A 22,050-nucleotide genomic window follows, 5' to 3' on the forward strand; every position below is an offset into this window, starting at 1 on the left:
ATCGAGCGCCGCCCGCGCGGCGCTTCGCTGGCAAGGCGAGTCGTCGCACCGCAGCTCCCACATTTGCTGCAACGTACCATGGCCTGCAGGATCGGCGTTGTCAGCCTTGGTGGCCCGGCAGGAGATCTCAGGGGAGCCATCAGGTGACAGTCAATGCATTTCTGTCGCTCTTGAAGTCGAGTGCAGGCTCCTGGGCCTACAACGACCGGATCAATACCCCCACCAGCACCACATTCAACACCGCCAGCCCTGACATCGTCATCATTACCCCCACCGGCCCCGCCACCTGCAGCAGGTAACCACCCAGCAACGGCGTAGCCGCCTGCCCCACCAGCGAAGGCAACGACATGCGGCCCATCAACAACACATAATTGGCCGGCGACATCAACGCCAGCGGCAATAACCCACGCACGATCGCACGCAAGCCATTGCCCGCACCGTACAGTACCAACCCCAGCGCCGTCGCAACCGGCCACACCGTCACCAGCAACAACCCCACCGCAACCAGCACCACCGAAATCAATGTGGTCCACACCGGGTGTCGCTTGCGCGCGAACATCTGCAGCACCCGCGACCCCACCTGACTCGGCCCCAGCAACGCCGCCAGGCCAATGGCCGCCGCCAGGCTGTAGCCCTGCCCCTGCAGGATCGACACCAGATGGACCGACATGGCAGTCATCAGCACCGCACCCAAGGCGAAGATCGCAGTCAGCAACCAATAGATACGCGGGCTCACCGGCGCAACCGCACTGTGCTGCGCCTGGCTGCCAAGCCGCAGGCCGACACCGGCCGGCAGCACCCGGCAATACAGCGGCGCAACCACCAGTGCCAACACCACGCCATACACCACACAAGTGCTGCGCCAGCCCATGTGCTCGATCAGCAACGCCACCACCGGCCACGACAGGCTGGTGGCAAACCCCGAAATCAATGTGATGCCCGTGATGGCGCTGCCGGCATTTTGCGCATACAACGCCCCAAGGCTGGCAAACAACGCCTCGTACAATCCCAGCGCCATGCCCACGCCAATCACGACCCAGGCCAGCAGGAACCACGCCAAGGTATGCGTGGCCGCCATCAGAAACAGCCCGCACGCCACGGTCACGCCGCTGCAGGCAAGAATCCGCCGGCCACCGAATCGGGCGATCAAGCGGCTGGTCAAAGGCGCCAGCAGCGCCGACACCAGAATGCTCAGCGACAGCGCGCCGTACACCCATTGGCTGGCCCAACCGGTCTCCTGCATGATCGGCGCAGCCATCACCGCCATCAGGAAGAACGAGCCGCCCCAGACCAGAATCTGCAACAGGCCCAGAACGAAGATACCGGGCAAGCCGGGTAATGCTGCGGGGTCTTTCAAGACAATATCCGTGACAAAGGCGATAGAAAACGTGCGGATGCAACTCAGAGCATGTGCCCGGCCCAGACCTTGCGCTCGACCAGGTCTGCGGCAATCTCGATGAACGCCTGCCCAACGAACCTGGCCGCCGGACTCACCCGCCGGTCGGCAGGGAACACTTGCACCAGCTTGCGCATCGGCACCGGGTCGACCAGCGGTGCGGCGCACAGGCTGCCGCTCTCCACCTGCGCGTAGATGGACGCCAGCGGCAAGGCGGTCAAGCCGAAACCATTGCGTACCAGGTCGATCATCGCGCCGAACGAGTCGGCCTCGACACTGGTGCGCAGCGGGATGCCGACCTCACGTGCGCAACGGTCCAGGATCACCCGCAAGCCGTGCCGCGCACTGGGCACCACCAACTCCTGCCCCGCAAGGCTGGCAAAGCTCACCGGCGTGTCCAGGCTCAGGCCGGAACCCGCCGGGCCCACCAGCAGCAGGTTCTCCATCATCACTGGCACGATGCGCAGGGTGTGCAGCGGTTGTGGATCGTACGAAATGGCCAGTTCCAGTTCGCCGCGCTGCAACCAGTCGAGCAGGTAGCCGCTGAACGCCGAGGAGAAGCGCACGCCCAGCTCGGGCTGGGCTTCGCGCACCTTGCGCACCAGCGGCACGGTGACGATTTCGGCCACCGTCGGCGTGGTGCCGATCACCACCGTGCCGCGCAGGCGGGTACGCCCACCGGCCACCGAACTTCGGATCGATTCCATCTCTTGCATGATGCGCGTGGCATGCGCCAGCACCTCCCGGCCCGCCTCGGTGATCAGCATGCCGCGCCCATGGCGCTCGAACAGGTAGGTACCCAGTTCTTTCTCCAGCAGGCGGATCTGCCGGCTCAGCGCCGGCTGGGCAATGTGCAGGCGGTCGGAGGCCTTGCTCAGGCTGCCGAGCTCAGCCACGTGGATCAGGGTCTTGAGTTGAACGACGTCCATTGCCAGGCCAGTCAGTTTGGGGGAAGGCACGCCGTGCCACGGCGGCGCTGGCGCCAGTGTAAGGCCGGTGGCCGCCGGTGCCCTATAGAATTTGGGCATATCAGTTAGGCCCGGTACGCCTCTTATTGCAGGCTGTGGGCTGGGGTAGCGTGGGTCCAACGCCGGCATGCCCATGCACGGCTTATTACAAGAATAAGATTCGAGGACTTTCGCCATGAACCGCAGCTCCGTGCCTTGCGACGCCGTCAGCGCCCCACCCCCCAACCGGGTCAAAGCCATCCTCGGGGCCTGCTCGGGCAACCTGGTGGAGTGGTACGACTTTTTCATCTACGCCTACACCGCCATCTACTTCGCCGCCGCGTTCTTCCCCAAGGGCGACACCACGACCCAACTGCTGGCCACCGCCGGGGTGTTCGCGGTGGGCTTCTTCATGCGCCCGCTCGGCGGCTGGATCTTCGGCTGGATCGCCGATACCCGCGGGCGCAAGGTATCGATGATCCTCTCGGTGTTCATGATGTGCGCCGGCTCGCTGCTGATCGCCGTCATGCCCACCTATGACAGCATCGGCATCGCAGCGCCGGTCATGCTGGTGATCGCGCGCCTGATCCAGGGGCTCTCGGTGGGCGCAGAATACGGCACCGGCGCCACCTACATCAGCGAAATCGCCACCCCCGGCAAACGCTGTTTCTATGGCTCGTTCCAGTACTTCACCATCATTGCCGGGCAGTTGCTGGCGCTGATGACGGTGGTCATCCTGCAGCAGACCCTGAGCGATGAAGACCTGCGTGCGTGGGGCTGGCGCATCCCCTTCTTCATTGGTGCAGTCAGCGCCGTGGTGGTGGTGTACCTGCGCCGCGCGATGCACGAAACCGCCTCGAAGAAAGATATGCACCGCAAGGACGCAGGCTCGCTGCGCGGCATGTTCAAGCACAAGCGCGCCGTGGCCCTGGTGGTGGCGTTCACCATCGGCGGCTCACTGTACTTCTATACCTTCACCACCTACATGCAGAAGTTCCTGGTGATCAGCGCAGGTTTCAGCCCGGAAACGGTGAGTTTCATCATGACCGCCGCGCTGGTCGGCTTCATGCTGCTGCAGCCACTGCTCGGCCTGCTGGCCGACCGCATCGGCATCAAGGCGCACATGCTGCTGTTTTCCGGGCTCGCCATGGCCCTGGTGGTGCCGTTGCTGTACGCCCTGCAATCGGTGAGCAACCCCTTCACCGCCTTCCTGCTGGTGCTCGCCGGCCTGGCCATCGCCTCGTTCTATACCCCGATCGCCGGCATCGTCAAAGCCGAGCTGTTCCCGCCCGCGGTACGTGCGCTCGGGGTGGGCTTCCCCTACGCGGTGGGCAATGCGGCCTTTGGCGGGACTGCCGAGTATGTGGCGCTTTCATTCCGCGCCCAGGGCAGCGAAACGCATTTCTTCTTCTATGTGGTGGCCGTGGTCAGCGTCACCTTCATCGCCTCGATGCTGATGCCCAACCTGACGCGTCACGGCTACCTCAGCGGTGACGGTGAAATCGAAGCCAACACGGGCCTCAAGGGCCATGCCAAACACCCGATAGCCAACGCCTGACCTATGCCTGGCAGGCATATCTCAAAGAGAAAAACGGTAGTCGTGCCGGGCCGTCGGCCCCGCCAGAATGCGTGAAACCACAACAACAGCAGTGCTTGGGAGACTGGCATGTCAACGCTAGAAGCTGAACAAACCGTGGGGCAGGACTGGCAGGAGGACGTGTTTCGCGTGCTCAAGGCTCACGACGTGAAACATGTGGTGTTCGTACCGGACGCCGGCCATTCGGCGGCCATTCGCCTGGCCTATGCCGACCCTGACATCAAGGCGGTGGTGCTGACCACCGAGGAAGAAGGCATCGGCTACCTGGCCGGGGCCTGGCTGGGCGGCGAGCGCGGCGCACTGCTGATGCAGTCCAGCGGCGTGGGCAATTGCATCAACACCCTGGCGCTGCAGGTATGCGCAGGCTTCCCGCTGCTGATGGTGGTGACCATGCGTGGCGACTGGGCAGAGTTCAACGCCTGGCAGAACCCCATGGGCCAAGCCACCGAGCGCAGCCTCAACCTGATGAATGTGATGACCTGGCGTGCCGATGAGCCCAAGGACGTCGCCCCGCTGCTGCACGGCGCCGCCACCATGGCCTTCAACGGTGACAGTGCCACCGCCCTGCTGCTCGGTCAGCGCCTGATTGGAGAAAAGAAATGGGTCAAGTAAGCGCCAACCACACCCTGTGCCGCCGCGAAGTGGTCGAGGCCCTGCTGGCCGATCGCAACGACGTGCTGGTGGTCACCGGCCTGGGCTCGGCTTCCTATGACGTGATGGCCGCTGGCGACCACGACCACAACTACTACCTGTGGGCCGCCATGGGCAGCGCGATTACCGTCGGCCTGGGGCTGGCCAACGCGCAACCGGACAAGAGCGTGGTGGTGATCACCGGCGACGGCGAGCTGCTGATGGGCTTCGGCGCGCTGGCCACGGTGGCGCTGCAGAAGCCTGCCAACCTGACCATCGCGGTGCTCGACAACGGCCACTTCGGCGAGACCGGGATGCAGGTCAGCCACGCAGGCTTCGGCATTCGCCTCGACCAGGTGGCCAATACCTGCGGGTTCAGCTGGACCGACGAGATCCGCGACATGGCCGGCGTGCACGACCTGCGCGAACGCTTCGCCAGCCGCGACGGGGTGAAGCTGGCAACGATCAAGATCAAGGCCGAGAACCCGCCGCGGGTACTGCCGCCGCGCGACGGTCACTACATCAAGAATCGCTTCAGGGCGGCACTCGGGTATCTGCCGCTCTGAACCCGGGATAAGCAGCGGGCCTGCCCGGCAGGCCTGCGTAGCCCCACAAGACACTTGCACCTACAGGACAATAACAATGAGCGCTCGCAACGACGAACACCTCAATGCCATCCGCGAAGGCGTACGCGCCCTGTGTGCGGACTTCCCTGCCGAGTACTGGCGCAAGATCGACGAAGACAAGGGCTTCCCCGAAGCCTTCGTCAGCGCCATGACTGCTGCCGGCTGGCTGTCGGCGATGATCCCGGAACAATACGGTGGCTCGGGCCTGGGTCTGGCCGAAGCCTCGGTGATCCTCGAAGAGGTGAACCGCTGCGGCGGCAACTCCGGCACCATCCACGGCCAGATGTACAACATGTTCACCCTGCTGCGCCATGGCAGCGACGCGCAGAAAAGCCATTACCTGCCCAGGCTTGCGAGCGGCGAGCTGCGCCTGCAGTCGATGGGCGTGACCGAACCGACCACCGGCACCGACACCACCAGGATCAAGACCACCGCCGTGCGCCAGGGCGACAGCTACGTGATCAACGGCCAGAAGGTGTGGATCTCGCGCGTGCAGCACTCGGACCTGATGATCCTGCTGGCGCGTACCACGCCGCTGGCCGAGGTGACGAAGAAATCCGAAGGCATGTCGATCTTTCTGGTCGACCTGCGCGAGGCCATCGGCAACGGCCTCAGCGTGCAGCCCATTGCCAACATGGTCAATCACGAGACCAACGAGCTGTTCTTCGACAACCTGAAGATCCCCGCCGACAGCCTGATCGGCGAGCAGGGCAAGGGCTTTCGCTACATCCTCGACGGCCTGAATGCCGAACGTACCCTGATTGCCGCCGAGTGCATCGGCGACGGCCGCTGGTTTATCGAGAAGTCCGCGCAGTATGCCCGCGACCGTGTGGTGTTCGGCCGCCCGATCGGGCAGAACCAGGGCGTACAGTTCCCGATCGCCGAAGCCCATGTGGAACTCGAGGCAGCCGATCTGATGCGCTGGCAGGCCTGCGCCGACTACGACGCCGGCAGGAGCGCCGGGGCCAGCGCCAACATGGCCAAGTACCTCGCGGCCAAGGCCTCATGGGAGGCCGCCAACGCATGCCTGCAAACTCACGGCGGCTTCGGCTTCGCCTGTGAGTACGACGTGGAGCGCAAGTTTCGCGAAACCCGGCTGTACCAGGTGGCGCCGATCTCGACCAACCTGATCCTGTCCTACGTGGCCGAGCACCTGCTCGAACTGCCCCGCTCGTTCTGACTGGAGCCCCCCATGAATCAGCCCAAGGATATACGTCCGCTCGACGGGATTACCGTCGTGAGCCTGGAGCACGCCATCGCAGCGCCCTTCTGTACCCGCCAGCTTGCCGACCTGGGAGCGCGCGTGATCAAGGTCGAGCGCCCCGGTGTCGGTGACTTCGCCCGTGGCTACGACCAGCGGGTCAACGGCCTGGCCTCGCATTTCGTGTGGACCAACCGTTCCAAGCAGAGCCTGACCCTGGACGTGAAGCAGCAGGCGGCCAGCGAGGTGCTCGACACCGTGCTGCAAACCGCCGACGTACTGGTGCAGAACCTCGCGCCCGGAGCCGCCGCCCGTCTGGGCCTTGGCTTCGAGACCTTGCACGCACGCTTCCCGCGCCTGATCGTGTGCGACATTTCCGGCTATGGTGCCGGTGGCCCCTACGCTGACAAGAAGGCCTACGACCTGCTGATCCAGAGCGAGGGGGGCTTTCTGTCGGTGACCGGTGGCCCGGGCGAGACGCAGATGGCCAAGGCCGGTTGCTCGATTGCCGACATCGCCGCCGGCATGTATGCCTACAGCGCCATCCTTGGTGCCCTGCTGCTGCGCGACAAGACCGGCTGCGGCAGCCACCTCGACGTCTCCATGCTCGAAAGCCTGGTCGAATGGATGAACTACCCGCTGTACTACGCCTACGCAGGCGCCGCGCCGCCCCCGCGCGCGGGCGCGGCCCACGCCACCATCTATCCCTACGGGCCGTTCCCGATCGGTGACGGCGCCACGGTGATGCTGGGCCTGCAGAACGAGCGCGAATGGCAGCTGTTCTGCGACAAGGTGCTGCTGCAACCTGAACTGGCGCAGGACGCGCGTTTCAACGCCAACTTCAAGCGCGTGGAAAACCGTACGGTGCTGCGCGAGCTGATCGTGCAGGCCTTCGCCACGCTGGACCTGGACGCGGTCATGCAACGGCTCGATTCGGCGCAGATCGCCAATGCCCGCGTCAACGACATGCAGGGCGTGTGGGACCACCCGCAGCTCAAGGCGCGCCAGCGCTGGCGCCAGGTGCAGACCCCGGCCGGCAGTGTGCCGAGCCTGTTGCCGCCGGCCACCAGCAACGCCTTCAGCCCGCGCATGGACCCGGTCCCGGCGCTGGGCGAACACACCGAGCAACTGCTTGCCGAGCTGGGCCTGCCGGCCGAGCGCATCGCACACCTGCGCGCCGTCGGCGCGATCTGAGGAGGGGCAGCATGAGCACTGAAGATTTTTCGGCCTGGGTCGGGCGCATCGAGGAAAGTCGTGACCAGATCAGCCACACCCTGGTCAGGCGCATCGCCGCGACCCTCGGCGAGACCGCGCCGCAACCGGGTGAAGACCTGCCGCCGCTGTGGCACTGGGCATTCTTTCAGGAACCAGGGCCCGAAGACGGCCTCGGTCAGGACGGCCACCCGGCACGCGGCGGTTTTCTGCCCCCGGCGCACAACCGCAACCGCATGTGGGCCGGCAGCCGGCTGACCTTCAACCGCCCCTTGCGGGTCGATGCCCAGGTGGAGCGCCTGTCGACGATCACCCGGGTCGAGGAAAAGCACGGGCGCACCGGCGCGCTGCTGTTCGTCACGGTACGCCATGAGTTCTACCAGAATGACGAGTGCGCGCTGGTCGACGAGCAGGATATCGTCTATCGCGAACCCTCCCCGCCCAAGCTTGGCGGCACTGACCCACTGCCCGAGGGGCAGTGGCGCGAAACGGTACAGCCCAGCGCTACCCTGCTGTTCCGCTATTCGGCGGTGACCTTCAATGGCCACCGTATCCATTACGACTGGCCCTATGTGACCGCCACCGAGGGTTACCCGGGTCTGGTGGTGCATGGCCCACTGATCGCCACCCTGAGCCTGCGCGCGTTCATGCGCGCACAGCCCGATGCACAGCTCAAGCGCTTCAGCTTTCGCGGTACACGGCCGCTGATCTCGCCCACCCCGTTCGAGGTTGGCGGCTGTCTTGGCGAACCGGGCACGGCGCGGGTCTGGGCCGGCAACGCCGAGGGTGTGGCGCAGCACGGTGAGATCGAGTTCAGCACGGGAGACCGGCCATGACCCTGGTGCGCAGCGCGCTGTTCGTGCCCGCCACCCGCCCCGAGCGCATCCCCAAGGCGCTGGCCAGCGGTGCAGAACGGGTGATCGTCGACCTTGAGGACGCCGTGCAGGAGGACCTCAAGGTCGTGGCCCGCGACAACCTCGACACGTTTCTCGACGCCAATGCCGGCACGCCGTTGCTGGTAAGGGTCAATGCACCCGGCCACCGGGAACATGCCGCCGACCTGGCCGTGTGCCGACGGCACGCGGGGGTGATCGGCATCCTCCTGCCCAAGGCTGAAACGCAAGAGCAGATACAGGTGGCAGCGGCCACCGGCAAGCCGGTCTGGCCGATCATCGAAAGTGCCCGCGGGCTGGCTGCATTGGCCAGTCTGGCGCAGGCGCCGGGGGTGGAGCGCCTGTCGTTCGGCAGCCTGGACCTGGGCCTGGACCTGGGCTTGCGCCAGGGCAGCCGTGCAGCGACGCAGGTGCTCGACCAGGCGCGCTATGCGGTGCTGCTGCACACCCGCGTGGCGGGCCTGGCACCGGCGCTGGATGGCGTGTACCCGGACATCGGCGACAGCGTCGGCCTGCGTGACAGCGTGGCCTTCGCGGCCGACATGGGCTTTGGCGGTGCACTGTGCATCCACCCCGCGCAGGTCGCGATCATCCATGCGGCCTTGCAGCCCAGCGCGCAGGAACTGGCGTGGGCGCAGCGGATTGTCGAGGCGGCGGCCAGCGGCGCCGGTGTGTTCGTGCTGGACGGGCAGATGGTCGATGCTCCGGTGATCGGCCGCGCCCGCGGGCTGCTGCAGCGCGCCCATGGCTGAGGCCAGCCACGGCTGCGCGCGGTTCATCCTGGAGGCTGCCCGGCCGCTGCTGGCACAGGCCGGTTACGCCGGCATGTCGATGCGCCAGTTGGCCAGCCACGCCGGGGTACTGCCGGGCAGCCTGTATCACCACGTGGCCGGCAAACAGGAGTTGCTGCTGTGGGTGGTGCAGGATGTACTGGAGCAGCGTGCGGCGGCCTGGCACAGCCTGGCGCGGCGGCGCAATGCGCTGGCCGAAGTGCGCAGCTTCATCGGTTTCATGCTGGCCTGGCAGGCCGCACATCCTGGCGAAGCGCATATTCTGCGCCACGAACACCGCCACCTGACGCCCCACCAGCAGGCCTGGCTGGCACGGCATACCCACAGCGCGCAGGCGTATCTGCAGGGTGTGCTGCAACGTGGCCGGCGCCAAGGTGTGTGCGGCGACATCGATGTGGAGTCGGTGGCGCTGGCGATCCTGGCGTTGATTGATACGGGTCACCTGGAAACGCATGTGCAGCGCCTGGCCATGTGTCTGCTGGAGGTGCCTGCTGGTCGTGGTTGATAGCGCGTGGCGCATCTGCCTCACCTCAATCTAGCGTCCGCCTTGTTTGTTCACCTTCAGATCCCAGCCATGGAAAGCAGCCGAACACGCAAAGGATACATTTGTACTCCTGACGCTTATTGGCATCATCTTGCAAAAGGTTGCCGCGCCACTGGGGAGGTTTCTTCCCAGCGGCGCGTGCACATCTGCTACAACGCACCTTTGCCACTGTCACGTTGAATTGCCCATGCCCTCATTCCTGTTCAAGACCCGAGCACGGCGCGTTCTGGCGCTGCTGGGCATGGCCGCGCTGGTGGTCGGGCTACCGGTGGGTTGCTCTGTGCTGGAGCACAAGGAGCGCGAGCTGGTGTTTCGCATCGAACCGGGCAATGCCAGCTGGTACCGCGGCCTGCCCGGTGACGTCCAGGAGCTGGAGTTGCGGCCCAAGGCGTTCAAGGCCGACCAGAACATCCATGCCTGGTGGTGGCCGGCCAAGCGCGCCGACGCACCTGCCATCCTGTACCTGCACGGTGTGCGCTGGAACCTGACCGGCCAACTGTTTCGCATCCAGCAGTTGCACGCCCTGGGCTATTCGGTGCTGGCCATCGACTACCGGGGGTTCGGCCAGAGCCGCGGCGACCTGCCGTCGGAGGCCAGTGTGTATGAAGATGCACAGGTGGCCTGGGCACGCCTGGCCGAGCTGCAGCCCGATGCTGCCAAGCGCCTGATCTACGGGCACTCGCTGGGCGGCGCCGTGGCCGTGGACCTGGCGGCGGAACTGGCGCAGCAAGCCAGGCGCAACGACCAGCCACTGCCTGCACGCGGCCTGATCATCGAGTCGAGCTTTACCTCACTGGGCGATGTGGCCGCCGCCGTGGCCAACACCTCGCTGCCGGTACGCTGGCTGCTGTCGCAGAAATTCGACTCCATCGACAAGATCGGCAGTATCGGCATGCCGCTGCTGGTAGTGCACGGCCTGGACGATCGCTTTGTGCCGCCGCGCTTCAGCGAACAGCTGTTCGATGCCGCGCAGCAGCCCAAGACCTTGCTGCTGGTGCCCGGCGCCACGCACAACAACAGCATGAGCCTGGCCGGCAAGCGCTACCGACAGGCGATCGATCGCCTGTTGCAGGCACCGTTGGGCTAGCCCTTGCCGGCCTTCCTGATCGTCCACCGTTCGGCCAGTGGCAAAATGACCATGAACATGAGTGCGGTCTGGCTTCACTGCACCGGCAGGAAGTTCATCAGCAACAGGCTCTGCGCGTAGTTCAGGCCGATGCGCCGGTAGCGCTCATCGAGCATCTGGGTCAGCAGGTCGAGGCGCGCGACGATCTTGCCGAACTCCACGGCAAAGCTCAGGTTGCTGCCCTCCTCCGAGATTTCGTTGGAAAACAACAGCAGCACGCCATTGGCATCCTGGCGCTGGCTCAGCAGCCAGGTAGCCTTCTCGATGTTGCGCGCCGCATTGCTGACGAATTGAGGATCGATGGTGTCGGTGATGAAGAACTCGGTGCGCCCGCCATGGGCGGTCACCAGCATGCTGCCGACGGCATAGATGAAGGCGCCTACACGGTCGCCCTTGAACTCCGGGCCCAGGGCGTAGCTGAGCGCCGCGAGGTCGCGGCGCTCGCCCAGGCCAGGCAAGCCCTGACGTTGCTCGATGGCCTGGCGGATCTGGCGCTCGGCACTGGCGGCGTCGGGGTAGCCGGCCTGACGCCACTGGTTGGGGTTGCGCAGGTAGAGCTTGCTCATCAACAGGTACAGGCTTTGCAGGTTGGCTTGCATCGACAGGGTCGCCATGCGGTCGACGCTGGTCTGGAACAGCTCCTGGGGGTTGCCCTTGCTCAACTGGGTCGCAATGTCACGGCCTTGCTGCTGGCTGCAGGCGCTGACGCAGCTCATCAGCACACCCGCCAGCATCAGCTGGCGCAGTGTACCCAGGGGGTAAACAGTTAACGGAAATACCATCGGCACCGGGTCTGGATTCACGGCCACGCTGGGGATCAGCGCGACGTAGCCATGAATAGAGCCGAAAAACCGCAAAAAGTGCGATGGTCGCCGACCACCGCGCAAATGCGCCGAATCAACCCAGGCTGGACGGGGCCGTTGCAGGGCGTGGCACCAGTGTCACCCAGTAGCGTGTACGCGACTGCACCTGCAACGGCAGGCTGGCTGCCAGCAGCGACAATATCCGGTCGGTGTTGTCGAGGCGAAAGCTGCCAGTGACCCGCAACGCTTCGAGTGCCGGCGCCCAACGCAGCACGCCGGGGCGGTAACGGTCGAGCTCGCGCAGAAAGTCCCCCAGCGGCTGGTCCTGGGCCATCAATACCCCTTCACGCCAGCCGGGCAATTGCGCATCGAAGCCACTGGCAGCGCCGGCGCCGCTGGCGTACAGGGTCTGACGCTGGCCTTGCGTCAGGGTAATCCGCGGGCCGCGCAACGGCTGGAGCTGTACTGCGCCGCTGAACACAGAAACCTCGCAGCCCTGCGCGTTCAGGCGCACGCACACCTCGCTGTGGCTCAGCAGAATGCGTCCATAGGGTGCTTGAATCGCCAGCGGCGTGGCGCGGTTGACCTTGAGCGCGATCTCCCCGCGTACCAGGTTCAGTTGGCGCGCGCCCAGGTCGACATCCACGGCGCTGGCGGTATCGAGTTGCAGCGTGCTGCCATCGGCCAGGGTCAGGCGGCGCTGTTCGCCGGTACCGGTGTGCAGGTCGGCGCGCCATGCCTGCAGCGAGGGTTGCCGGGCCAGCAGCCAGCCAGCGGGCAGCACCACCGCCAGGCCCAGCGCGCCCTTGAGCATCGCGCGCCGTCCAGGTTCGGGACGGTCCAGGGTGGCCAGTGCCAGTTGCGTGGGCAGGCCACTGAAGCGTTGGCGCAAGGCCTGGGCTTTTTGCCAGGCCTGTTCGTGGCTGCTGCAGCGGTTACGCCAGGCGAGCAGCTTGCGCTGGTCGCCCTCGCTGGCGCTGCCGGACTCCAGCAAGGCCAGCCAGCGTGCAGCGGCGCGCGCCACCTCGCGGGCCTCGGCCGAAGGTTGCGTGTGCATCACAGTTCCACCAGCAGGCAGTGCTCGTAGGCTTGCGCCATGTAGCGCTTGATGGTGCGTTCCGACACCTGCAGCCGCTCTGCGATGGCGGCGTAGCCCAGGCCCTCGAGTTGGCTGAGCAGGAACGCGCGGCGTACCAGCGGTGCCAGCCCGTCGAGCAGTTCGTCCAGCGCCTGCAGGGTTTCGAGCAGCAGCCAATGCTGTTCGGGGGACGGCACGCTGTCGGGTGGCAGGCTGGCCAGTGCGTCCAGGTAGGCCTGTTCGAGAGTGCGGCGGGTGTAGAAATTGCTGAGCAGGCGCTTGCCCACGGTCAGCAGATAGGCGCGTGGCTCGCGCAGATCGGCCAGTTGCTGTGTACTGCAGAACACCCGCAGGAAGGTGTCCTGGCTCAGGTCCGCTGCGTCCCAGGCATTGCCCATGCGCCGGCGCAACCAGCTTTCCAGCCAACTGCGGTGCTCGCGGTACAGGGCCTCCAGGGTTGGCGCGGTGGGCGTCACTGCTTCAGTCATGTCATGAGGCCTGCACGAAGGAGGATTCAAATGAGACTGATTCTAATTAATGTTCTTGTGCAGGGCTAGCGCTGGATCTCAAGGGCACTGGAAAGGTATTGAGTGGCAGTGGGTTGCCCTACGGCGCCAACACCGCACCACGCGCCTCCAGCAATTTCACGAACATCGCCAGACTGCGCGACACCGTACCGCTACGCCACACCAGCCACGTACGCAGGTACCGGAAGTTCTCCGACAACGGCCACACGCTCACCGTGGCGCACCCCGGCATGCTTTCCAGCATGCTGCGCGGCATCAAGGCCAACCCGGCCCCCGCACTCACGCACGCCAGCATGCCGTGGTAACTCTCCAGCTCGAAGATCTTGCCCGGCACCGCCGCATCCACACTGAACCAACGCTCGAAATGATGGCGGTACGAACAGTTGGAACGGAACGCATAGATGCTCTGGCCATTGACGTCCCGGCCACGATGAATAGGCGCATGGTTGAGCGGCGCAATGATCACCATCTCTTCCTCGAACACCGGCACCCCCTCCAGCGACGGATGCAACACCGGGCCATCGACGAACGCCGCCGCCAGCCGCCCCGCCAGCACACCCTCGATCATGGTGCCAGAGGGGCCGGTGGACAGGTCCAGCTCGACCTTGGCGTACTGCTGGTTGTACGCCGCCAGCAACGCCGGAATACGCACCGCCGCCGTACTTTCCAGCGATCCCAGCGAAAACGCACCCTGGGGCTCTTCACCTGCCACGGTCAGCCGCGCCTCCTCCACCAACGCCAGAATGCGCTTGGCATACTCCAGAAACGTCCAGCCAGCCGGCGACAGGCGCAAGCGCAGCTTCTCGCGAATGAACAGCTCCACCCCAAGGTCGGCCTCCAACTGCTTGATCCGCGTGGTCAGGTTGGAAGGCACCCGATGAATCTGCTGGGCCGCCGCGCTGATGCTGCCATGCTCGGCCACCGCCTTGAATATCTCGAGCTGTACCAGATCCAATTCATTCTCCAATCGTGAACGAAACCGTCTTTATTATTCAGTTTTCGAAAGACTAGCACGGCAGTACGCTGGGCCCCTGTTTCCACTTTCGCAGGAACGCCCACATGACCGACATTTCCAGCCGCACCCACGCCTTGTCCATCAACCCGGCCACCGGCGAGCAGGTCGGCCACTACGCCTATGAGTCCGACGCCGCGCTGGATGCCGCCCTGTCGCGGGCCACTGCAGGGTTTGCCGGGTGGCGCCGCACGCCGTTGTCTGCCCGTGCCGCCTTGCTGGTGAAGCTGGCCAGCGTGCTGCGCGAGAATATCGACGCGATGGCCCGCATGATCACCGTAGAAATGGGCAAGCCCGTCACCCAGGCCCGCGGCGAAGTGGAAAAATGCGCCCAGCTGTGTGAATGGTACGCCGAACACGGCCCGGCCATGCTCGCCCCCGAAGCGACCCTGGTGGCCGACAACAAGGCGCACATCGAATACCGCCCGCTGGGCCCGATCCTGGCGGTGATGCCGTGGAACTTCCCGCTCTGGCAAGTGCTGCGCGGCGCCGTCCCCGCGCTGATCGCGGGCAACACCTATGTGCTCAAGCATGCCCCCAACGTGATGGGTTCGGCCTACCTGCTGCGCGATGCCTTGCAGCAGGCCCAATTCCCCGAAGGCGTGTTCGAAGTGCTCAACGTGACGCCAGACGGCGTGTCCAAGGCCATCGCCGACCCGCGTATCGTTGCCGTGACCCTCACCGGCAGCGTGCGTGCAGGCACCGCCATCGGTGCACAGGCCGGCGCAGCCCTGAAGAAGTGCGTGCTGGAGCTGGGCGGTTCGGATCCGTTCATCGTGCTCGATGACGCCGACCTCGAGGCCGCCGTGCAGGCCGCCGTGATCGGCCGCTACCAGAACACCGGGCAGGTCTGCGCGGCCGCCAAGCGCCTGATCGTCGAACAGGGCGTGGTCGCGGAGTTCACCCGCCGCTTCGTCGAGAAAACCCGCGAACTGGTGATGGGCGACCCGCTGCAGGCCAGCACCTACCTGGGCCCGATGGCGCGCTTCGACCTGCGTGACGAGCTCGACGAGCAAGTCCAGGCAACCCTGGCCGAAGGTGCCACCCTGCTGCTGGGCGGCCATAAGGCCAGCGGCCCGGGCAACTATTACGAGCCGACCGTGCTGGCCGATGTCACCGATCAGATGACCTCGTTCAAGCAGGAACTGTTCGGCCCGGTGGCCTCGATCATCACCGCGCGCGATGCCCGTCACGCCCTGGAACTGGCCAACGACAGCGAGTTCGGCCTGGCCTCGACCGTCTATACCCGCGACGTGGCGCTGGCCAAACAACTGGCGGACGAGCTGGACACCGGCGGCGTGTTCATCAACGGCTACTGCGCCAGCGACCCGCGCGTGACCTTTGGCGGTGTGAAGAAGAGCGGTTTTGGCCGCGAGCTGTCGCACTTCGGCGTACGCGAGTTCTGCAACGCGCAGACCGTGTGGTACGACCGCCACTGACCGACACAAGGCCTGGCACCTGCATGGTTGCCAGGCCCCTGCGCGGCATATAGCCCAAAGCATGGCGGCTATGCCATAAAAACCGTACAGCAGCGCTGTCGGCTGCGTTTAAATACGCCCACCTGGCACACCAGGCCCTGCCCTTTTACCCTCGTTGCGCCCCTGCGGACACGCCACCTGGCGACCCCACGTTTGTGCCTTGCAACGTGTTTTTCAGGTACCCAGATGTCCGATCCAACTCCTCTTCTGTTTGCCCTCTACGAGCAGGCCAGCGTCGGCTGTGGCGGCGCGCCGAGCCTGTGGACCCACCCTGCCGACGAGCGCCTGGCGATCAACTCGCTGGGCTACTGGTCGAACCTGGCGCGCATCGCCGACCAGGCGCACCTGGACATGCTGTTCTTCGGTGACGTGCTGGGCTTCTACGATGGCCTGGGCGGCAACGCCGATGCCGCGCTCAAATGGGCCGTCGAAGCCCCGGCCAACGACCCGCTGATGCTGATCCCGGCGCTGGCTGCGGTCACCGAGAACCTGGCGTTCGGCGTGACGGTGACCACCAGCTACGAGCACCCGTTCACCCATGCACGGCGCTTCAGTACCCTGGACCACCTCACCAACGGCCGCGTGGGCTGGAATATCGTCACCTCGTACCTGGCCAGTGCCGCACGCAACTTCGGCCTGGAACAGATGATCAGGCACGACGACCGCTATGAGCGCGCCGAAGAGTTTCTCGACGTGGCCTACAAGCTGTGGGAAGGCAGCTGGGCCGACGATGCGGTGGTGGCCGACAAGTCGCGCCAGCTCTACGCCCAGGGCCACCGCGTACGGCCGATCAACCATGTCGGCGAGCACTACCGCGTGGCCGGCCCGCACCTGACCTCGCCGTCACCGCAGCGCACGCCGCTGCTGATCCAGGCCGGCTGGTCGGGGCGTGGCCGTGCGTTCGCGGCCAAGCATGCCGAATTGATCTTCATTGCCAAGTCCAACCCGCATGAAATCCGCCAGGGGCTGGAGGACATCTGGGCCCAGGCCCAGGCACGCGGGCGCCAGGCGCAGGACGTGAAGTCACTGACGGTGCTGCGCATCGTCACCGCGCGTACCGAGATCGACGCCCAGCGCAAGTACGACGAACTGCAAGGCAACTACCACCTGCAGGCGCAACTGGTCAGCTACGCCGGCGACACCGGCATCGACATCAGCCGCTACGCCGACAACGAAGCCCTGGCCACCCACACCGAAGGGCTCACCTCGTACGTGATGCACCCCGATGGCAGTGGCAAGCCGCTGACGGCGGGTGACGTCAAGCAACGCTTCGCCCAGGTGACCCGCGGCAGCGACCTGATTCTGGTCGGCACCCCGCAGCAGGTGGCGGACCGCATCGAGGCGCATGCGAAGATTTCCGGCACCAGTGGCTACATGCTCAACCCGCTGATCAGCCCCGGTAGCCTGGAAGACTTCGTCGAGCTGGTGATACCGGAGCTGCAAAAGCGCGGCCTGTACCGTACCCAGCCGCAACGCGGCACACTGCGTTCGCGCTTGCGCGCAGATGGCGCGAGCCATTTACCCACCTCGGCCTACGGGGCCGGGTTCCGCTTCGATCACTGACAATCCGCGCTTATCCTACAAAGCACAGGATAAAAATTTACATCTCTCCTGTGCTTTGTAGATACCCCTGTTCGACACGATCCGTTAGCCTCGATTCACTTCCCAGCCACCAGGCCCGTCTCCCGATAAGAATCCACCCTCCGCTTACGAACTTTGCGTCCGCTTGCCACTGCCAATACATAACTCGAAACAACAGTCTTGATTGGAGCGTTCGAATGTCGAAAAAACTCTTCACCCTCTCCGTACTGGGTGGCCTGATGCTGGCCAACAGTGCATTCGCAGAGAAGCTCACAGTGATTTCCTACGGTGGCGCAAGCAAAGCCGCGCAGGTCACCGCGTTCTACAAGCCTTACGAAGAAAAGACCAAGACCCAGATCATTGCCGGCGAGTGGAACGGCGAGATCTCCAAGCTGATGGCCATGTCCCAGACCAACACCGTGACCTGGGATGTGCTCGACACCGAAGACACCGACCGCGCCCGGGGCTGCGAAGACGGCCTGTTCGAGAAGCTCGACTATGCCAGGCTCGGCGACGAGAAGGACTGGATCGAAGGCACCAAGAGTGATGATGGCTGCGGTATCGGCATCTTCGTCTGGGCCAACGTGCTGGCCTATAACGCCGACAAGCTGAAAGAGGCGCCACAAGGCTGGGCCGATTTCTGGGACGTGAAGAAATTCCCCGGCAAGCGCAGCTTGCGCAAATCCGCCCGCGGCTCGCTGGAATTCGCCCTGATGGCCGACGGCGTTGCGCCCGGCGAGGTCTACACGCTGCTCAAGACCAAGGCAGGCGTCGATCGCGCGTTCAAGAAGCTGGACGAAATCAAACCTTATATCCAGTGGTGGGAAGCCGGCGCACAGCCGCCGCAATACCTTGTCGCCGGTGACGTGGTCATGGCGTCCTCCTACAACGGGCGCATCCATGCTGCACAGCAAAGCGGCAGCAACCTGAAGATCGTCTGGAACCAGAACCTCTACCAGTTCGATGAATGGGCCATCCCGCGCGGCACCAAGAACCTGGACAAGGCCTACGACTTCATCAAGTTCGCCATGCAGCCCGAGCAGCAGAAGCTCTACACCGAACAGATGGCCTATGGCCCGTCGAACAGCAAGGCGGCGGCGATGCTCGACAAGTCGCTGGCTGACGACCTGCCCACTGCAGCCGAAAACAACAAGAATGCACTGCGCGTGGATGTCGATTTCTGGCTCGAAAACGCAGAGACGCTGGAACAGAAATTCAACGCCTGGGCCAGCAAGGCCTGATTTCCCCACCCTGTGCGCCTCATGGATGATCAGCGCACAGGTTCTATTCCCATGTTCCAGGGCCTCGCCGCTGCCATGTCCAGTCCGTTAGACTGCGATCCTTCTTCGTGTCTGGATCGTGGATTGCACATGAAACTTGCCGCCGCCCTGGAGCAGACTTCCCTTCGCCGCGCCACCGTGGTCGCCGGCAGGCAAGCGCTGGAGCGCGAGCTTGGCTGGGTGCAGATCGTCGATCACCCGGACATTTTCAACTGGCTCAAGAAGGGTGACCTGCTGCTGACCACCGGCTACAACTGGCCGCACGACCCGCAGACCTCCCGCGACATGGTGCGTCGACTGGCCGAACTGGAACTGGCCGGGGTGGTGATGGCGGTCCCCCATTTCCACGATCACTTCCCCCAGGCCGCCATCGACGAGGCCGAGCGCTGCAACTTTCCGCTGCTGGAACTGCCCTGGGAAGTCGCCTTCAGCGACATTACCCAGCAGATTCTCGAACAGATCATCAATTTTCAGACCCGCATCATTCGCCGCTCCGACCGTATTCACCGCATGCTCACCCGCGCCGCGATCGAGGCCGACAACCTGCAGAGCCTGGCCGTGGCACTGGCCACTGCACTGGAGCTGCCGACCTTGATCGTGGCCACCTCCGGCAGCGTGCTCGGGGCCAGCGCAAGCGTTGACCAGGCGCTGGAACGCGAGGTGATGCGCAGCCTGCCCGAAGGCCTGTTCGCCAACGCCGAACCCCAGGTGCTGGCACTGGCCCAGGACGGCGCAGGCGTTCGACTGGGCTGTCCGATCCGCCTGCAGGGTGAGTTGGTCGGTGTGGTCTGGCTGCGCAGCCCGGCCGACGGATTCGAAGAGCTGCATTCACGCGCAGTCGAACATGCTGCACTGATCGGCGCACTGCACCTGTCACACCAGCGTGAACTGCTGGACCAGGAAACCCGCCTGGGCCACGCACTGGTGGCCGGGCTGCTGGAGGGCAAGTTCCCCGAGACGCCACGCGCCATCGAGCGCGCGCTGGTGTCAGGCTGGTGCCTGACACGCGACTATCGCGTGTGCCTGGTACTGCTGGACGAGCCGATCCCGCTGAGCCTGGAGGGGTTTCGGCGGCGCAAGGAACAGGCCGAGCGCATCACGCTGGTGCTCCAGGAGCTGGGAATAGCGCCGTTGCTGTCGGTATCGCTGAACCAGATCAGCCTGATCGTGCCGGCCGATGTGGCGGTGGAGTCGATCTGGAAGCAGATTCGACTGGAGGCCGGCGCCATGGCGTACAGTCGCGTGCACCGCGGGGTGGCCGGGATGGCGCTGGGCGCCGAGGATGTGGCCACCCTGCTGCCGCTGCTGCGGCCGGGCAAGCTGCACGGTTTCGACGAGGTGCTGTTCCCGCGGGCGCTGATGGGCGATGAGGATGCGCGGCGTCTGTTGCTTGAGCGTCTGGTCACACCGCTGACCCGGCACAAGAACGGCACCATGCTGATGGAAACCTTGTGCACCCTGGCCAGTGAAGGCTTTCAGCTGGCCAGCAGCGCGCGCTGCCTGGATATTCACATCAGCACATTACGCTACCGCGTCGAGCGCATCGAAGAGCTGCTGCAGTTGTCGATGGAGAACCCGCAGGCACGTTTTCAGCTGCAGGTAGCGACTGAGATGTACCGCTTGCAGCACGACGCCTGAAGCGCGTCGCGCCCGGCGCCGACGCGGCCCGCCCCTTGTAGGTGAAAGCACCTCAGGCGCCCGCAGCATACTCTGCTGGCAGCCCTCAAAATTCAGCATTTCCTCCCAGCTCAACCTGCTATCTCGGCATCGGCCACTGCGCCGCCCTTCTTACAATCGTGCTATCCACCGCACCCGTAGAAGGCACCCCAGACATGTTGAAAAGCACCCTGCGTGACCCCTCGCTGCTCGTCGAACGCGCCTACGTCAATGGCCGCTGGGTCGAGGCTGACGACGGTGCCACGATTGCCGTGATCAACCCTGCCGACGGCAGCGAAATCGCCCGCGTACCGGCCCTTGGCGGCGCAGAAACCCAGCGCGCCATCGACGCCGCCCGTGAGCGCTTCGAAAGCTGGCGCGACGTGCCGGCAGCCACCCGCGCGCGCATGCTCGAAACCTGGCATCGCCTGATCCTGGAAAACCAGGACGACCTGGCCCTGATCATGACCGCCGAGCAAGGCAAGCCCCTGGCGGAATCGCGCGGTGAAATCGGCTACGGCGCCACGTTCGTCAAATGGTTCGCCGAAGAAGCCCGACGCATCTACGGCGACACCATTCCCGCGCCGACCAACGACCGGCGCATCCTGGTGCTCAAGCAACCCATCGGCGTGGTGGCGGCCATCACGCCGTGGAACTTCCCCAATGCAATGATCACACGCAAGTGCGCGCCAGCCCTGGCGGCCGGCTGTACCGTGCTGGTCAAACCGTCGGAAATGACCCCGCTGTCGGCCCTGGCGCTGGCGGTGCTGGCCGACCGCGCCGGCATCCCTGCCGGTGTGTTCAACGTGCTGACCGGGCTGCCCGCCGGCATCGGCGGCGAGCTCACGGCCAACCCGGCAGTGCGCAAGCTGTCGTTCACCGGCTCCACCCGCATCGGCAAGCTGCTGATGAGCCAGTGCGCCGACACCCTCAAGCGCCTGAGCCTGGAGTTGGGCGGCAACGCCCCGTTCATCGTGTTCGATGACGCTGACCTCGACCTGGCCATCGAAGGGGTGATGCTGAGCAAGTTCCGCAATGCCGGCCAGACCTGCGTATGCGCCAACCGCATCCTGGTGCAGGACGGCATCTATGAGCGCTTTGCCGAGCGCCTGCGTGAGGCAGTGGCAGCCCTGAAGGTCGGCGAGGGCCTGGGCGAAAACGTCACCATCGGCCCGCTGATCAATGCCGCGGCCGTCGACAAGGTGGCCCGTCATATCGGCGACGCCGTGGAAAAAGGCGCGCGCATCAGCATCGGCGGGCTGCCGCTGGGCGATGACCTGTTCGTGCAACCGACCGTGCTGCTCGATGCCACCACCGACATGCTGCTGGCCAGCGAAGAAACCTTCGGCCCGGTCGCGCCGCTGTTTCGCTTTACCGACGAAGCCCAGGCCCTGGCCATCGCCAACGCCACCCCGTTCGGCCTGGGCGCCTACTACTTCACCCAGGACATGCGCCGCGCCTGGCGTGTGGGCGAGCGCCTGGAGTTCGGCATGGTTGGCCTGAACACCGGGATCATCTCCATGGAAGTGGCGCCGTTTGGCGGCATGAAACAGTCCGGCACGGGGCGTGAAGGCTCCAAGTACGGCCTGGACGAGTTCCTCGAAATCAAGGCCTGGCACATGGGCGGCCTGGGCTGAACACAGCGTTTGCTACGACCCACCCCTCTCTTCGT

20 protein-coding genes are annotated in these 22,050 nt (G+C 65.0%); 14 read left to right on the top strand and 6 right to left on the bottom strand.

All coding sequences use genetic code 11. The features are described 5' to 3' along the window. Positions 1 to 196: 196 nt before the first annotated feature. Both KUO17_RS07925 and KUO17_RS07930 read right to left on the bottom strand, forming a co-directional pair. Complete coding sequence (locus KUO17_RS07925; RefSeq protein WP_217974960.1) at positions 197 to 1,306, bottom strand: MFS transporter; 1,110 nt, start codon at positions 1,304 to 1,306, stop codon at positions 197 to 199. A gap of 95 nt (positions 1,307 to 1,401) precedes the next feature. Then, positions 1,402 to 2,325: a LysR family transcriptional regulator gene (locus tag KUO17_RS07930; RefSeq protein WP_217974844.1), complete on the bottom strand. Its 924-nt coding sequence runs from the start codon at positions 2,323 to 2,325 to the stop codon at positions 1,402 to 1,404. A 214-nt stretch (positions 2,326 to 2,539) separates the two neighbouring features. Between KUO17_RS07930 and KUO17_RS07935 the strand changes: the two genes are divergently transcribed. The 9 genes from KUO17_RS07935 (at position 2,540) to KUO17_RS07975 (ending at position 10,924) form a co-directional block, all read left to right on the top strand. After that, positions 2,540 to 3,901: an MFS family transporter gene (locus tag KUO17_RS07935; RefSeq protein WP_217974846.1), complete on the top strand. Its 1,362-nt coding sequence runs from the start codon at positions 2,540 to 2,542 to the stop codon at positions 3,899 to 3,901. A 108-nt stretch (positions 3,902 to 4,009) separates the two neighbouring features. Continuing rightward, the gene (locus tag KUO17_RS07940) at positions 4,010 to 4,552 is read left to right on the top strand and encodes a thiamine pyrophosphate-binding protein (protein ID WP_217974848.1); all 543 of its coding nucleotides are present in this window, start codon (positions 4,010 to 4,012) and stop codon (positions 4,550 to 4,552) included. Next, positions 4,540 to 5,136, top strand: a complete 597-nt coding sequence (locus KUO17_RS07945; RefSeq protein WP_217974850.1) for a thiamine pyrophosphate-dependent enzyme — start codon at positions 4,540 to 4,542, stop codon at positions 5,134 to 5,136. The genes KUO17_RS07940 and KUO17_RS07945 overlap by 13 nt, the downstream gene beginning before the upstream one ends. 76 nt (positions 5,137 to 5,212) lie before the next feature. Next, complete coding sequence (locus KUO17_RS07950) at positions 5,213 to 6,376, top strand: acyl-CoA dehydrogenase family protein (RefSeq protein WP_217974852.1); 1,164 nt, start codon at positions 5,213 to 5,215, stop codon at positions 6,374 to 6,376. A 12-nt stretch (positions 6,377 to 6,388) separates the two neighbouring features. Then, positions 6,389 to 7,591 carry a CaiB/BaiF CoA transferase family protein gene (locus KUO17_RS07955; protein ID WP_217974854.1) on the top strand — a complete coding sequence of 401 codons (1,203 nt, stop codon included), beginning with the start codon at positions 6,389 to 6,391 and terminating at the stop codon, positions 7,589 to 7,591. Positions 7,592 to 7,602: 11 nt separating this feature from the next. Then, entirely contained in the window at positions 7,603 to 8,445 is an 843-nt protein-coding gene (locus KUO17_RS07960) for an HTD2 family dehydratase (protein ID WP_217974856.1), read from the top strand. Then, positions 8,442 to 9,254 (top strand): HpcH/HpaI aldolase/citrate lyase family protein, encoded by an 813-nt coding sequence (locus KUO17_RS07965; RefSeq protein WP_217974858.1) that lies wholly within the window; start codon positions 8,442 to 8,444, stop codon positions 9,252 to 9,254. Before KUO17_RS07960 ends, KUO17_RS07965 begins: the two co-directional genes overlap by 4 nt. Further along, positions 9,247 to 9,798: a TetR/AcrR family transcriptional regulator gene (locus KUO17_RS07970; RefSeq protein ID WP_217974860.1), complete on the top strand. Its 552-nt coding sequence runs from the start codon at positions 9,247 to 9,249 to the stop codon at positions 9,796 to 9,798. Before KUO17_RS07965 ends, KUO17_RS07970 begins: the two co-directional genes overlap by 8 nt. 226 nt (positions 9,799 to 10,024) lie before the next feature. Continuing rightward, positions 10,025 to 10,924, top strand: coding sequence for an alpha/beta hydrolase (locus tag KUO17_RS07975; RefSeq protein ID WP_217974862.1), 900 nt, complete (start codon positions 10,025 to 10,027; stop codon positions 10,922 to 10,924). A gap of 74 nt (positions 10,925 to 10,998) precedes the next feature. On the opposite strand, the gene KUO17_RS07980 is transcribed toward KUO17_RS07975, so the two are convergent. The 4 genes from KUO17_RS07980 to ptrR form a co-directional block, all read right to left on the bottom strand. Next, entirely contained in the window at positions 10,999 to 11,697 is a 699-nt protein-coding gene (locus tag KUO17_RS07980; RefSeq protein WP_255263476.1) for a hypothetical protein, read from the bottom strand. A gap of 163 nt (positions 11,698 to 11,860) precedes the next feature. Next, positions 11,861 to 12,823, bottom strand: coding sequence for a FecR domain-containing protein (locus tag KUO17_RS07985; protein WP_217974864.1), 963 nt, complete (start codon positions 12,821 to 12,823; stop codon positions 11,861 to 11,863). Beyond that, positions 12,823 to 13,332: a sigma-70 family RNA polymerase sigma factor gene (locus KUO17_RS07990; RefSeq protein WP_217974866.1), complete on the bottom strand. Its 510-nt coding sequence runs from the start codon at positions 13,330 to 13,332 to the stop codon at positions 12,823 to 12,825. Before KUO17_RS07990 ends, KUO17_RS07985 begins: the two co-directional genes overlap by 1 nt. Before the next feature lie 118 nt (positions 13,333 to 13,450). After that, on the bottom strand, positions 13,451 to 14,326 hold the full coding sequence (gene ptrR, locus KUO17_RS07995) for a putrescine utilization regulator PtrR (protein WP_217974867.1): 876 nt from the start codon (positions 14,324 to 14,326) through the stop codon (positions 13,451 to 13,453). A 104-nt stretch (positions 14,327 to 14,430) separates the two neighbouring features. On the opposite strand from ptrR, the gene KUO17_RS08000 reads away from it, so the two are divergent. The 5 genes from KUO17_RS08000 to KUO17_RS08020 all read left to right on the top strand — a co-directional run bounded on the left by KUO17_RS08000 (position 14,431) and on the right by KUO17_RS08020 (position 22,015). Further along, entirely contained in the window at positions 14,431 to 15,822 is a 1,392-nt protein-coding gene (locus KUO17_RS08000; protein ID WP_217974868.1) for an aldehyde dehydrogenase family protein, read from the top strand. Positions 15,823 to 16,047: 225 nt separating this feature from the next. Continuing rightward, the gene (locus KUO17_RS08005) at positions 16,048 to 17,424 is read left to right on the top strand and encodes an LLM class flavin-dependent oxidoreductase (RefSeq protein ID WP_217974869.1); all 1,377 of its coding nucleotides are present in this window, start codon (positions 16,048 to 16,050) and stop codon (positions 17,422 to 17,424) included. Positions 17,425 to 17,639: 215 nt separating this feature from the next. Beyond that, entirely contained in the window at positions 17,640 to 18,683 is a 1,044-nt protein-coding gene (locus tag KUO17_RS08010) for an ABC transporter substrate-binding protein (RefSeq protein ID WP_217974870.1), read from the top strand. A 129-nt stretch (positions 18,684 to 18,812) separates the two neighbouring features. After that, positions 18,813 to 20,360, top strand: coding sequence for a PucR family transcriptional regulator (locus KUO17_RS08015; RefSeq protein WP_217974871.1), 1,548 nt, complete (start codon positions 18,813 to 18,815; stop codon positions 20,358 to 20,360). A gap of 194 nt (positions 20,361 to 20,554) precedes the next feature. Further along, positions 20,555 to 22,015, top strand: coding sequence for an NAD-dependent succinate-semialdehyde dehydrogenase (locus KUO17_RS08020; protein ID WP_217974872.1), 1,461 nt, complete (start codon positions 20,555 to 20,557; stop codon positions 22,013 to 22,015). The last annotated feature ends 35 nt before the right edge of the window (positions 22,016 to 22,050 follow it).

The sequence above is a fragment of the Pseudomonas aegrilactucae genome (assembly GCF_019168305.1).
Classification (GTDB): Bacteria; Pseudomonadota; Gammaproteobacteria; order Pseudomonadales; family Pseudomonadaceae; genus Aquipseudomonas; species Aquipseudomonas aegrilactucae.